The following is a 12654-nucleotide window of genomic DNA, read 5'->3' on the forward strand; positions in this document are numbered from 1 at the left end:
CCATGACCAAGATTGGTTAATGCTTCGTCACTAGCGCCGGGTTCTGCGTTTACCTTACCGCTTGTCTTCACCCTCCTTGCGTGACGCAAAAGAGGTCAGCGCCGACAGGAAATCGCCAAGGCCCGGGCGCTTGACGGCGATGAACGGCAAGGGGCGGGCGGTTTCCATCGCCGCGATGCCGATGCGCGCCGTCATCATGCCGTTGACGACGCCTTCGCCGAGCTTTGCCGACAGTTTGGCGGCAAGGCCATGGCCGACGATCTGCTGCACGAAGCTGTCGCCAAAGGCGATCGAGCCGGTCACCGCGAGATGGGCGAGAACGCCGCGCGCCAGCCGGAAGAAGCCGAGCGTGCCGGGACGGCCGCCATAGAGTTCGGACAGGCGCCGGATCAGCCGGCCGGCCTCGAACACGACATAGGCGACATCGACCAGGGCGCGCGGGCTGACCGCCGTCACCAGCGAGACACGCTTGGCGGCTTCGAGGATCATGGCCTTGGCGCGGGCGTCGAGCGGCGACAGGATTTCAACCTCGGCAAGCCGCACCAGATTGGCGCCATCGATGATCTCGCCACGCAGTGCGGCAAGCGAGCGCCGGCCGGCCGCTGTCTCGGGCTTTGCCGCGACGAAGGCCGACAACTCGTCGACCAGGGCGCGGGCGGCCTTGGGGTCGTCGCGCGCCACCGCGTCCAGGGCTCGCTTCTGCATCTTTTCGACCTCTGCGAGGCGGGCAATGGCGAGGAACTCACGGATCAGGATGACGAACAGCGACAAGAGCGCGATCGCGGCCATGCCGACCGCCAGCCAGCCCAGCCAGTCGGCGCGGGCAAACAGGTCGCGGATGAGCTGGTCCGTCCACAGGCCGACCGCGAGCGAGACGAGCGCGCCGATCGCGCCGAAAAACAGCCGCGCAAGCAGCGACCGCTTTCGCGGCGCGGTCGCCGGCGGCGGCGCCGCGGCTTCGATGTCGGGCTCGTCGAAGACGTCGACTTCCGACGGCACCACAACCGCGACGTCGGCTCTGGCAGCGCGCGGCTTGCGCGCCGGCTGTTCCTCCGCGCGGCGGTTCCTTGCCGGCTCTGGGGTGAACTCCACTTCGGGTTCGATGCGGAAGGCCGCGGGTTTACGGGGCGCGGTCATGCCAGATGATCTCCGATCAGGAATTGCAGCGCGCGGTCGAGCCGGATATGCGGCAAGGACAGCGTGACGCCTTCGGCCGTGCGCTCGAGCTTCGGCGGGCGAAAGCGCACGAAGCGGATCGCCGGCTCGTTATTTTCCGGTCCGGCTTCGGAAAGATTAAACACCGCATCGACTTTTTCCGGTAAGTCGCCGGGAAATATGGCGGTTTCGGTTTTTCCGTCGAACGTCTCGCCGTTGATCTTCTCACCCTTTAGCGGCGTTCCGATGATCACCGGCAATGTCTCGCGGCCTTGCTTGACGGTGCCTTCGCGTGTCGAACGCACCGCCGCCATGGCGACGACATCGACATCTGCGCCGCTGGAATTCGCCCGCGCCAGCGCCCGGTCGGTCAGCCTGCGCACGATCGCCTGCAGCCGGTCATGGCTTTCGTGATGCAGATGGTCGGCCTTGGTGGCGGCCACCAGGATACGGTCGATACGGCGCGAGAAGAAATCGGTCAAGAAATTGCCTCGGCCCGGGCGGAAACAGGACAGGATCTCGGTGACGGCACGCTCCAGATCGGCCATGGCGGCGGGGCCGGCATTGAGCGCCTGCATGGCGTCGATCAACACGATCTGGCGGTCGAGGCGGGTGATGTGCTCGCGAAAGAACGGTTTTACGACATGCGTCTTATAGGCCTCATAACGGCGCTCCACCATCGCCTGCAGCGAGCCGGAGCGTGTCCGCTTTGACAGCGTCATCAGCGGCGCGAAGGTAAGCGCCGGCGAGCCCTCAAGGTCGCCCGGCATCAGGAAACGTCCGGGCGGCAGCGTCGACAGCGCGCGTTCGTCGAGCTTGCAGGCCTTGAGATAGGCGGCAAAGCTTTCGGCCAGCCGGCGCGCCGTCATTTCGTCGGCGTCGGCGTCGGGGTCGATGGCGGATGCCAGCTCGCGCCAGGCCTGCGACAGGTCCGAGCGCACTGGCAGGGCGGCCAGTTCCACCGCCTCGCGCGAAAAATCGGCGAAGGACTTGCCGAGCAGCGGCAGGTCGAGCAGCCATTCGCCTGGGTAGTCGACGATGTCGAGCGAGAGCTTTCCAGCCGAGAACAGGCGATTCCAGCCGGAAGCGGACTCGTATTCGATGGTCAGCCGCAGTTCCGAGATGGCGCGCGTCGACTCCGGCCAAATGCGATCGTTGACCAGGGCGGCGACGTGATCTTCGTACTGGAAGCGCGGAACGGCGTCGTCCGGCTGCTCCTCGAGAAAAGCGCGGGCGATGCGGCCGGATTTCTGCGCCTCGAACAGCGGCAGGCGTCCGCCATGGATCAGGTTGTGGACGAGAGCGGAGATGAAAACCGTCTTGCCGGCGCGGGAGAGGCCGGTGACGCCCAGGCGCAACGACGGAGAGAAGAGCCCGGCGGCACGGCCCGACAGCGTGTCGAGCGCTATCCTCGCCTCGTCGGTGAAAGTGGTCAGCGATGATGCCAAATCATGTCTCTGGATCGGTTCACCGTTTCACGGAAACGGTGAACCGATCCATCCTTATTTTACGCAATTCCGGATGGATGGCTACGGCGGAGTCGCCGAACCTGACCGTTTCACACTTTTCCTGGAATTGCTCCGTGTCGCGGGTCAGGACCCGATATAGGCCCTGGTGCACCCGTTTGAAATGGTGTCAGAGGTCCGCAGGGGTGAGAAAGGCTTCGAGGTAGCCATTGCCTTGCGCCGCTTCCGCCAGGTCGCCGGGAAAGCGCACCACGGCCAGACCGGAGGTGGGAAAGCCATGGTTGAGCAGGCCGCGCGCGGTCTCCTCGCCATCGCCCGACACCGCCATGGCGAGGTCTTCCGTCATCGGATTGTGGCCGATCACCAACAGCGAGGCGGCGGCGCCGTTTTTCCGGATAATGTCGAGATAACCGGCGGCATCCTCGCTGTAGAGCGTGTCGAAGAACAGCACCCGGCCGGTGTCGGTGCGCCCGGCAAGCCCTTCCAGCGTCTGCCGCGCCCGCCTGGCGTTGGAGCAAAGGGTGACGTCGGGCACGTAATTGAGCGCTCGCATGGCCTCGCCCATCGCCTCGGCATCGGCAATGCCCGATTCGTCCAGCGGACGGTCGAAGTCGCGCACACCCGGCAGCGCCCATCCGGCCTTGGCATGCCGCAACAGATAAAGTCTGCTCAAACCGACCCCCATGTGCCGCCTTTCCTGGCGAAGCGATTAGTCACCAGAACCGTGTCGTGCACAATGGCAGGCTTTTCAACAAGCGCAGCAAATCATAGGGGAATTCGATCTCCGCCGTTGAAACAAAGCCGGTGCCACGCGCTTCCGCTGCGGTACTAACAATTGCGTGAAACTCTCGCCGATTGCGCTTGTGCAGCCCCTTGTCCGCGAATATATAGGCGCCAAATTTGGGGTTGTTGGGTGAGTCGAATGAACGATATCGCTACCGCCGATTACGTACCCTCCGAAGACGAGCCGTTCATGAACGAACGGCAGAAATCATACTTCCGTCAAAAGCTTATCACCTGGAAGAATGACATACTTCGTGAAGCGCGTGAAACTCTCGAAATCCTTCAGCAAGAAAACGCCAACCACCCCGACCTAGCCGATCGTGCCTCTTCTGAAACCGACCGCGCCATCGAATTGCGCGCCCGCGATCGCCAACGCAAGCTCATCTCGAAAATCGACTCCGCGCTGCAGCGCATCGACGAAGGCACCTACGGCTATTGCGAGGAAACCGGCGAGCCGATCGCGCTGAAGCGGCTCGACGCGCGCCCGATCGCAACCCTGTCGATCGAGGCGCAGGAGCGCCATGAACGCCGCGAGAAGGTTTATCGCGACGACTGAGCGCGACCCAGATTGTCATGAAAAATGGCCGGTTTTCCGGCCATTTTTGTTTTTCGGCAAATGGGATGCGATGTCGTCGGTTCGCCGAAGCAGGCCGAAGCAGGCGTCTAGAGCAATTCCAGGAAAAGTGTGAATGGTTTTCCGCCCGGAATTGCGTAAAAACAAAGAGATAGAGCGGTTCGCCGTTTCCGTGGAACGGTGAAACGCTCCGGTCAGCGTTTGTGGCTGCCCAATTCACCGAGAAGCTTGGTCATCTCGTCGTCAAGCGAAGGCTTGGCCGCCGGCTTGGCAGGTTGGGTGTCTTCGTCGAGCGAGGCCTCGAGCTCGTGCATCAACGTGTCGTCGATGGATTCGTTGGCGGGCGGCGGCGTGTAGCGCGCGCTGCCGTTGGGTGCCCCATAACTGGGCAACGGCATGACCTTCGCGGTCGGCTGGCTCGGCGCTGCCGGCCTGGGCGCCGGCGTGGGGGCTGGCCGTGGACGCGCGGCGGCTGGCGGTTGCGGCGCCGGTTGGGCGACCGGCTGCGCCGGCGCCTGTCTGGCCGGTGCCGGGGCGGGGGCCGGTTGCGGCGTCCGCGGGCGTGGCCCGGCCGCCTGTTGCTGTTGCTGGCCGCCGTCGCCTGTCAATGCCGGGCGGCGTGGCGCCGCCAGCCTGATGTCGCGCTCGACCACGACATCGGTCGGTCCGCCGATCAGGATCAGATGCTCGATGTCGTCGCGACGCACCAGGACAAGCCGGCGATGGCTGTCGACGGCGGTGGCGTCCATGACGGCAAGCCGCGTCTTGCGATCCTCGCCGCCGGCAACGAAGGTTCCGAAGGTCAGGTTGCGGACGACCTTGATGACCAGCAGCACGACGACCAGCAAAATGAGCGCCGCGAACGTCCACAGGATTGCAGCGACATAACCCGGACCCGCCATGCTATCCAGCCACTGCAGCATCGGTGTGCACCCATCACCTTTTTGAAGTGAGGCGACACTAGACCGTGGTGACGGCTCGCCGCAAGTTCGCTTCACGCATCGTGAACAGTTTGAAACATGAATCGTTGATTTTATCGGACATTTGCCGCCAAGGCCTTTTCCGCTACAGGAGAATGTGATTCAACCGGCCGTCCGCACCTGTCGGACACCGGAATCACCTGCAGGGGGAACATGGCCAAGGAAGCGCGCGGCGATTTCTATCCGGTACCGATCGTCGACCAGAACACGCGTCCGGGCGCCGTCACCAGGCTCATCGTCTTCATCGTCGTCCTGACCGGCGCCGCAATCGTCTTCGGGCTGTTCCGCGAGCGGTTGGGCGACCCGTTCCTGCTCGGCATGCTCGGCGTGCTCGCCATGATCGGCGTCGGCTTCCTGTTCGCCACGGCCATCGGCTTCGTGCAGATCGCGCCGCGTTCGACCGGCGACGAATTGTCGAAGGCCTTTGTCGACTCGATGTCGCAAGGCCTGCTGGTCACCGACACCAAAGGCCGTGTCGTCTATGCCAACCGCGCCTATGCCGACATGACTGGCGCCGAGTCGGCAGCCGATCTCAAGACCGTCGAGGGGTTGTTGTCGGATGTTCCCGAAGCCTCGATGACGATCTACCGGCTGGCCTCCGGCCTGCGCGACGGCCAGGCCGGTGACGGCGAGTTCCGGCTGGCGCAGTCGATCAAGCCGGGCGCCGAGCCTGGCGCGCGCTGGTATCGGGCCCGGGCCCGCGCCTTCAGCATGCCGGGGCAAAGGCTGCCGATGCTAGCCTGGCAGCTCGCCGATATCTCGCAGGAACGAGCCGAGCAGGAGCGCTTCTTCCTCGACCTGCAGAAAGCCATCGACCATCTCGATCACGCGCCGGCCGGCTTCTTTTCAGCCGACCAGGAAGGCCGCGTCACCTATATCAACGCCACGCTTGCCGAATGGCTCGGCATCGACCTTGCCTCCTTCACGCCGGGCGCCATCACGCTGCCCGAAATCATCGCCGGCGACGGCATGGCGCTGGTGCGTTCGGTCAAGGCCGATCCCGGCACGACGCGCAACGCCGTTATCGACCTCGATCTCACGACGATGGGCGGGCAGGCGCTGCCCGTCCGCTTCATGCATCGCGTTTCGGCGAGCCGCGAGGGCGTGAACGGTCCAACCCGCACGATCGTGCTCAACCGCACCCAGGGCGAGGACGCTTCCGCCGAACTCAGGGCCTCCGAGGTCCGCTTCACCCGTTTCTTCAATTCGACGCCGATGGCGATCGCCGGTGTCGATGCAAGCGGGCGCATCCTGCGCACCAACGCGCCGTTCCTGCAGCTGTTCTCGTCCGTCGTCGACCGCGACGCCGTCGACCGCCGGGTACGGTTCGAGACCATCGTGCATGACAGGGACAGGCCGGCTTTCGCCGGCGCCTTCGAGAAGGCACGGCAGCGGCAGGCGAACATCGAGGCGATCGACTCCGTGCTGCCCGGCAACGAAGAACGCCACATCCGCTTTTACGTCAACGCCGTCGCCGACGGGGCTGCCGGCGATGGCGTGGAGGAATCGGCGATCGTCTATGCCGTCGAAACCACCGAGCAGAAGGCGCTCGAAGGCCAGATGGCGCAGAGCCAGAAGATGCAGGCGGTCGGTCAGCTTGCCGGCGGCATCGCGCATGACTTCAACAATGTGCTGACCGCCATCATCATGGCGTCGGACCTTCTCTTGACCAACCACCGGCCGTCGGATCCGTCGTTCCCCGACATCATGAACATTAAGCAGAACGCCAACCGCGCGGCCTCGCTGGTTCGGCAATTGCTCGCCTTCTCACGCAAGCAGACGCTGCGGCCGGAGGTGCTGAACCTGACCGATGTCCTGGCCGATCTCAGGATGCTGCTTGCCCGCCTGGTCGGCAACGACATCAAGCTGAAGATCGACCATGGCCGCGACCTCTGGCCGGTCAAGGTCGATATCGGCCAGTTCGAGCAAGTGGTGGTCAATCTCGCCGTCAACGCCCGCGACGCCATGCCCGCGGGCGGCGATCTGACGGTGCGAACCCGCAATGTTTCGAGCGAGGAGTGCAAGTCCTTCGCCTATCGCGAGCTCGCCCCGGCCGACTATGTGCTGGTCGAGGTCGAGGACACCGGCAGCGGCATCGCGCCGGACGTGCTGAAGAAGATCTTCGAGCCGTTCTTCACCACCAAGGAAGTCGGCAAGGGGACCGGCCTTGGCCTGTCGATGGTCTACGGCATCATCAAGCAGACCGGCGGCTTCATCTTCTGCGATTCCGAAGTCGGCAAGGGCACGGTGTTCCGTATCTTCCTGCCACGGCATATCGCCGAGGTGAAGAAACAGGGCGAGGTCGCCGATGCGCCGGCGAGCGCCGCGTCGGCTCCCGCCAAGGCGACCGATGCCGCAAAAGACTTGTCCGGTTCGGCGACGGTCTTGCTGGTCGAGGACGAGGACGCCGTGCGCATGGGCGGTGTGCGGGCGCTGACCTCGCGCGGCTATACCGTTCACGAAGCGTCTTCCGGCGTCGAGGCGCTGGAGGTCTTCGAGGCGCTTGGCGGCAAGGTTGACATCGTGGTGTCGGACGTGGTGATGCCGGAGATGGATGGGCCGACGCTGCTTGGCGAATTGCGCAAGCGGCAGTCGGACATCAAGTTCGTCTTCGTCTCGGGCTACGCCGAGGATGCCTTCGCCCGGAATCTGCCGGCCGACGCGCATTTCGGCTTCCTGCCCAAACCGTTCTCGCTCAAGCAACTGGCGACGATCGTCAAGGACGTGCTGGAATCCTAGAGAATTTCGCAGTTTGGGGGAAACGGCGAAATTTTCTATCTCTTTGTTTTGACGCAATTTCGGAAGGCTACGGCGAAGCCGCCGAGCCCAACCGCTCGGCACTCTTCCTGAAATTGCTCTAATAAAGCTCGCTTGCACATTGCATTGACCCTGCCATGATGGCGGCGGGGGTTGACATGCATGATGGTAAGGTAGCGTGACGCCGCACATCGAGGCGGACCATGGAGATTATGCCCAAACGGTGTTGCTGCCGGGCGATCCCGAGCGTGCCCAATGGATGGCGCAAACTTTTCTCGAGGCGCCGTGTTGTGTAAACCGCCGTCGCGGCGCGCTTGGCTTCACCGGCCTTTTCCGCGGCAAGCCGGTCAGCATCCAGGCAACCGGCATCGGCGTCTCGTCTTTCCTTATCTACGCCCATGAGCTGTTGGATTTCCATGGTGTGAGGACGCTGATCCGCACCGGTACCTGTGGCGGCCTCTCGCGAGATGTGCCGTTGCGCGGCGTCGTCATTTCCAGCGCCGTCTGCCCCGAGGGCGCAATGAGCGGGCAGGTGTTCGGGCTTTATCAGTCGGCGGGACCGGACCAGGCCCTGCATGCGCTGGCGGTGCGGCGGGCGGCCGAGCTTGGCATCGCCTGCAAGACTGGGCTGACAGTGTGTAGTGACGCGTTCCACCATCCGGACGGCAGGGCTCGCTTCGATGAGCTCACCGCACGCGGTGCGCTGGCGGTCGATATGGAGACCAGCGCGCTCTACCGCATCGCCGCGCATTTCGGTGCACGCGCGCTGTCGCTGCTCACCGTCGTCGACCATATCACCACCGGCGAGCAGACCGACTACGCCGAGCGTCAGGCGCTTTTCACCGATATGACCCGGCTGACGCTCGAGGTCGCAAGCGCGAGCTGAAGCCTATTGCGCCAGCTCCTTGCGGACGCCGGTAGCGCCGGCGCCATAGCGGGTCGTTCCGCTGCCTTCGCCTGTCCAAGAAAAGTTCACCCGTACCCTGGCTAGGCGGCTTCCTGCTTCATATGGGACTGTTCCTCGACGCTCGGGCGGTGACCGCGCAGATAGAGCGCGCAAGTGGTGCGCAGCATGGAGGCGAAGTTCGGGATCTGGCCATTGATCTCGATGGCCTCGTCATAGAGCTTCGAAATGAATTTCGGCGTCGTCAGCCCTTGGCTCTCGGCGATCTCGTCGAGGAGACCCCAGAACGTCGCCTCAAGCTGGATGCTGGTCGAATGTCCGTCGATACGGATCGACCGATTGATCTGGCGGTAGCCTTCCGGATCCTGTCCGGCAAAGACTCTGCACATCGTTACCTCCCGTTCTTGTTGGTTTTGGGCGCCTGTTGAATCGGCGTCTTTTGAACACTGCCTGCACCTGTTATCTTCAACCTCACCGCCGGCAACGGCAATCGGACTTTGGTCCTTAGGCGGCGGCCTTCCTGGAAACTGTGGCGACACTAGCCATTTTCAAGCCGTATGCGTGGTAATCGGCTGCCACCATCTTTTTTCGCCGGCGCGCATAATCGCTCCTGAAAGCCCAGGAACGCTGCGGAGTCCGATTTGGCAAAGACGGTCCATTCCATGATCAGGGTTCTCGACGAGGCGCGGTCCGTCGACTTCTACGACAAGGCCTTCGGCCTCAAGGTTGCGCAGCGGCTCGATTTCGAAACCTTCACGCTCATTTATCTCAGCAATACCGAACAGCCCTTCGAGGTCGAGATCACCGTGAACAAGGGGCGGACCGAGCCCTATCTGCTCGGGGACGGCTATGGCCACCTCGCGGTTTCGGTCGCCGATCTCGACGGCGAGCACGACCGGCTCGGCGCGCTCGGCCTCAATCCGAAGAAGATCGTCGACTTCAATCACGACGGCACTCCGATCGCCCGCTTTTTCTTCGTCGAGGATCCCGACGGCTACAAGATCGAGGTTCTGCAGCGAGGAGGGCGCTACCTCTAGGGCGTGATCCCGAAAAGTGGGAACCGGTTTTCGGAAAAGATCATGCTCCAGCAAATTCGGACAAACGGCCGCGCGGACCGGCGCGGCGCCAGCAACGGCACCTTCGGGGTGCGAACAGCAAGCAGGGAGGAACATATGGTCACGATTTATGAGAAGAGGCCGGGCTATGAGAAGAAGCCTGGCCTGTCACGGCGCGAGCTTCTCAAACGCGGCGGCGCCGGCGCGCTGCTCATCATCTCGGGCAGCGCCATCATCAGTCCCGAACATGCCTGGGGTCTGGAAACCTCGGCACTGAAGCCGGAGACGATGGCGACACTGATCCAGGTGGCGCGCGATATCTATCCGCACGACCAGGTCCCGGACAAATATTACGCGATCGCCGTCAAGGGCCATGACGAGGCGGCCGCCAAGGATCCTGCCCACAAGGAACTGATCGAGAAGGGCATCGCCGAACTTGACAAGAAGGCCGGCAAGGGCGGCTATCGCGGGCTTGGCTGGGAAGAGCAGCGTGTGGCGCTGCTCACCGACATCGAGAAGACGCCTTTCTTCCAGGCGGTTCGCGGCGGTCTCGTCGTCAGCCTCTACAACCAGAAGGAGGTGTGGCCGATCTTCGGCTACGAGGGCGAGTCCTACTCCAAGGGCGGCTATATCGCGCGCGGCTTCAACGACATCGAGTGGCTCTGAGCCGCTCTGTTCTCGAACCGCTTTTTGACCGATTTCATGGGAGGAAACCATGGCAGCACAATTTGATCTCAAAAACGACGGCGTGGTCGTCATCATCGGCTCCGGCGCCGGCGGCGGCACGCTCGGCAATGAACTGGCGCAGAAAGGCATCGACGTCGTTGTCCTCGAAGCGGGCGCCCGCCACGAATATGAGGACTTCATCAATGACGAGTGGGACTCGTTTGCCCAACTCGCCTGGAAGGACAAGCGCACCACATCCGGCGAGTGGCGCGTGGCCAAGGATTTTCCGAACCTGCCGGCCTGGATCGTCAAATCGGTGGGCGGCTCTACCACGCATTGGGCTGGCGCCTCGCTGCGCTTCCAGGAGCATGAGTTCAAGACGGCAACGACCTACGGCAAGGTGAAGGGCGCGAACCTTCTCGACTGGCCGGTGACATTGGCCGAAATGGAGCCTTACTACGCCAAGGCCGAGGCCAAGATGGGCGTGACCGGCACCAATGATTGGCCGCGCCTGCCCGGCAACAACAATTTCAAGATCCTCAAGGCCGGCGCCGACAAGCTCGGTTACAAGGAATGCCATACCGGCAACATGGCCATCAATTCGGTGGAGCGCGACGACCGCAATTCCTGCCAGCAGACCGGCTTCTGCTTCCAGGGCTGCAAATGGGGCGCCAAATGGTCGACGCTCTACACCGAGATCCCGAAGGGGGAAGCGACCGGCCATCTGGAAGTCCGGCCGAACGCGATGGTGATCAAGATCAACCATGACGCTTCCGGCAAGGTCACGGGCGTGGTCTATGCAGACAAGGACGGCAAGCTGCAGGAGCAAAAAGCCCGCGTCGTCGCGGTCGCCGGCAACTCGATCGAGAGCCCGCGCCTGCTCTTGAATTCGGAGTCGAGCAAGTTCCCGCACGGGCTTGCCAATTCGTCGGGGCAGGTGGGCAAGAACTACATGCGCCACACTACCGGCTCGGTCTACGCCATCTTCGACAAGCCGGTGCACATGTATCGCGGCACGACCATGGCCGGCATCATCCGCGACGAGGCGCGGCACGATCCGTCGCGTGGCTTCGTCGGCGGCTACGAGTTCGAGACGCTGTCGCTCGGTCTGCCGTTCATGGCCGCCTTCCTCAACCCGGGTGGCTGGGGTCGCTCCTTCACAACCGCGCTCGACCATTACGACCACATGGCCGGCCTGTGGATCGTCGGCGAGGACATGCCGCGCGAGGAAAACCGCATCACGCTGCACAAGGACGAAAAGGACGAGCACGGCATGCCGATCGCCGACGTCCATTTCGACGACCATCCCAACGACGAGGCGATGCGCAACCATGCCTATAAACAGGCCGCCGCACTTTACGATGCGGTTGGCGCCACGCGCAGCTTCCCGACGCCGCCTTATCCCTCGACCCACAATCTCGGCACCAACCGGATGAGCGAGAAAGCGGAAGACGGCGTCGTCAACCAGCATGGCCAGGCGCACGACATCAAGAACCTGTTCGTCTCGGACGGCAGCCAGTTCACGACGGGCGCGGCCGAGAACCCGACGCTGACGATTGTGTCGCTGGCGATCCGCCAGGCCGACTACATCGCCGCGCAGATGTCGGCGAAGACCATCTGAACCTCCCGACTGCCTGCTGGCGCGGGGGTCCGAAAGGGCTCCGCGTCTTTTTTACGAGAGCTCAGCCCTTGGTGCAGGTCGACGCGGTAAAGGCGCCGTCCGGCTGCTTCATGATGATGTCGAAAGACGGGGCGCCTTGGCCGTCGAGCGTCGCCTGCGTCATCGAAAGCGAGTTGCCGCCGGCGGTGTAGCCGCCGAGCGGACCGAGCCAGTTGATCTCGCCATTGGCGTCCATCTGATAGTTGTAGGCCTGAGGCGCGCTGCCGAAGGTGACCGGGCCGCTATAGAGGTTGCCCTTGATGGTGATGTCGCCGAGGTTGATGAACAGGCCGAGCAGATAGACTTCGCAGTGATAGGTCCCGTCTGGCAGCTTGCCGTCGGCGAAGTCGGCGCGCGCGCCGCCGGCGGCGGACACGAGAATCAGGAAGGCGAGGATAAAACGGAAGGCCATGACGTCGCTCGTTTGCGAGAGCGACCTTGCCTCATTTTGCCGTGACCCCGCAACAGGGCCGCAGGCGATCGGGACGCTGCTGATGAAACTTGAGGCAGTTTTACCATTTGGGCAAAATCTAGGCATATGTGCGTAAACTTTTCTCAACTTTCCGCACTGCGGCAGGTGCGAGAAGTTTTAAGATCATAAGATAAGCGCCTGTAAATACAATATTATCTCATAAAATGTCGCGATGCCTTTCC

The 12654-nt window shown here is 63.1% G+C and carries 12 protein-coding genes; 6 read left to right on the plus strand and 6 right to left on the minus strand.

Going from position 1 to position 12654, the window contains the following annotated elements; all coding sequences use genetic code 11:
* Positions 1-54 precede the first annotated feature (54 nt).
* The 3 genes from ACVDG8_RS36020 to ACVDG8_RS36030 form a co-directional block, all read right to left on the minus strand.
* Positions 55-1137, minus strand: a complete 1083-nt coding sequence (locus ACVDG8_RS36020; RefSeq protein ID WP_447252728.1) for a YcjF family protein — start codon at positions 1135-1137, stop codon at positions 55-57.
* Positions 1134-2603: a YcjX family protein gene (locus tag ACVDG8_RS36025; RefSeq protein ID WP_447252729.1), complete on the minus strand. Its 1470-nt coding sequence runs from the start codon at positions 2601-2603 to the stop codon at positions 1134-1136. Before ACVDG8_RS36025 ends, ACVDG8_RS36020 begins: the two co-directional genes overlap by 4 nt.
* Before the next feature lie 187 nt (positions 2604-2790).
* Entirely contained in the window at positions 2791-3294 is a 504-nt protein-coding gene (locus ACVDG8_RS36030) for a SixA phosphatase family protein (RefSeq protein ID WP_447257183.1), read from the minus strand.
* 249 nt (positions 3295-3543) lie between these two features.
* Between ACVDG8_RS36030 and dksA the strand changes: the two genes are divergently transcribed.
* Positions 3544-3960 (plus strand): RNA polymerase-binding protein DksA, encoded by a 417-nt coding sequence (gene dksA, locus ACVDG8_RS36035; RefSeq protein WP_140815850.1) that lies wholly within the window; start codon positions 3544-3546, stop codon positions 3958-3960.
* 212 nt (positions 3961-4172) lie between these two features.
* On the opposite strand, the gene ACVDG8_RS36040 is transcribed toward dksA, so the two are convergent.
* Complete coding sequence (locus ACVDG8_RS36040) at positions 4173-4901, minus strand: hypothetical protein (protein ID WP_455707450.1); 729 nt, start codon at positions 4899-4901, stop codon at positions 4173-4175.
* Positions 4902-5111: 210 nt separating this feature from the next.
* Between ACVDG8_RS36040 and cckA the strand changes: the two genes are divergently transcribed.
* Positions 5112-7697 (plus strand): cell cycle histidine kinase CckA, encoded by a 2586-nt coding sequence (gene cckA, locus ACVDG8_RS36045; RefSeq protein WP_455707451.1) that lies wholly within the window; start codon positions 5112-5114, stop codon positions 7695-7697.
* Positions 7698-7893: 196 nt separating this feature from the next.
* A complete protein-coding gene (locus ACVDG8_RS36050) occupies positions 7894-8601 on the plus strand; it encodes a purine-nucleoside phosphorylase (RefSeq protein ID WP_447252731.1) in 708 nt (235 codons plus the stop codon).
* A gap of 101 nt (positions 8602-8702) precedes the next feature.
* On the opposite strand, the gene ACVDG8_RS36055 is transcribed toward ACVDG8_RS36050, so the two are convergent.
* Positions 8703-9008, minus strand: a complete 306-nt coding sequence (locus ACVDG8_RS36055) for a ribbon-helix-helix domain-containing protein (protein ID WP_447252732.1) — start codon at positions 9006-9008, stop codon at positions 8703-8705.
* A 252-nt stretch (positions 9009-9260) separates the two neighbouring features.
* On the opposite strand from ACVDG8_RS36055, the gene ACVDG8_RS36060 reads away from it, so the two are divergent.
* The 3 genes from ACVDG8_RS36060 (at position 9261) to ACVDG8_RS36070 (ending at position 11961) form a co-directional block, all read left to right on the plus strand.
* Entirely contained in the window at positions 9261-9656 is a 396-nt protein-coding gene (locus ACVDG8_RS36060) for a VOC family protein (protein WP_447252733.1), read from the plus strand.
* A gap of 135 nt (positions 9657-9791) precedes the next feature.
* Positions 9792-10340: a gluconate 2-dehydrogenase subunit 3 family protein gene (locus ACVDG8_RS36065; RefSeq protein WP_447252734.1), complete on the plus strand. Its 549-nt coding sequence runs from the start codon at positions 9792-9794 to the stop codon at positions 10338-10340.
* 49 nt (positions 10341-10389) lie between these two features.
* The gene (locus tag ACVDG8_RS36070; RefSeq protein WP_447252735.1) at positions 10390-11961 is read left to right on the plus strand and encodes a GMC family oxidoreductase; all 1572 of its coding nucleotides are present in this window, start codon (positions 10390-10392) and stop codon (positions 11959-11961) included.
* Between the two features lie 61 nt (positions 11962-12022).
* Here the strand turns inward: ACVDG8_RS36070 and ACVDG8_RS36075 are convergent, their stop codons facing one another.
* Complete coding sequence (locus ACVDG8_RS36075) at positions 12023-12412, minus strand: hypothetical protein (protein WP_447252736.1); 390 nt, start codon at positions 12410-12412, stop codon at positions 12023-12025.
* Positions 12413-12654 lie beyond the last annotated feature (242 nt).

It is taken from the genome of Mesorhizobium sp. ORM8.1, assembly GCF_053005525.2.

What these genes read in the sequence shown, in the direction of transcription:
- ACVDG8_RS36020 (WP_447252728.1), bottom strand. Translation starts at nt 1,137, where the DNA reads ATGACCGCGCCCCGTAAACCCGCGGCCTTCCGCATCGAACCCGAAGTG.
- dksA (WP_140815850.1), top strand. Translation starts at nt 3,544, where the DNA reads ATGAACGATATCGCTACCGCCGATTACGTACCCTCCGAAGACGAGCCG.
- ACVDG8_RS36040 (WP_455707450.1), bottom strand. Translation starts at nt 4,901, where the DNA reads ATGCTGCAGTGGCTGGATAGCATGGCGGGTCCGGGTTATGTCGCTGCA.
- cckA (WP_455707451.1), top strand. Translation starts at nt 5,112, where the DNA reads ATGGCCAAGGAAGCGCGCGGCGATTTCTATCCGGTACCGATCGTCGAC.
- ACVDG8_RS36055 (WP_447252732.1), bottom strand. Translation starts at nt 9,008, where the DNA reads ATGTGCAGAGTCTTTGCCGGACAGGATCCGGAAGGCTACCGCCAGATC.
- ACVDG8_RS36065 (WP_447252734.1), top strand. Translation starts at nt 9,792, where the DNA reads ATGGTCACGATTTATGAGAAGAGGCCGGGCTATGAGAAGAAGCCTGGC.
- ACVDG8_RS36070 (WP_447252735.1), top strand. Translation starts at nt 10,390, where the DNA reads ATGGCAGCACAATTTGATCTCAAAAACGACGGCGTGGTCGTCATCATC.
- ACVDG8_RS36075 (WP_447252736.1), bottom strand. Translation starts at nt 12,412, where the DNA reads ATGGCCTTCCGTTTTATCCTCGCCTTCCTGATTCTCGTGTCCGCCGCC.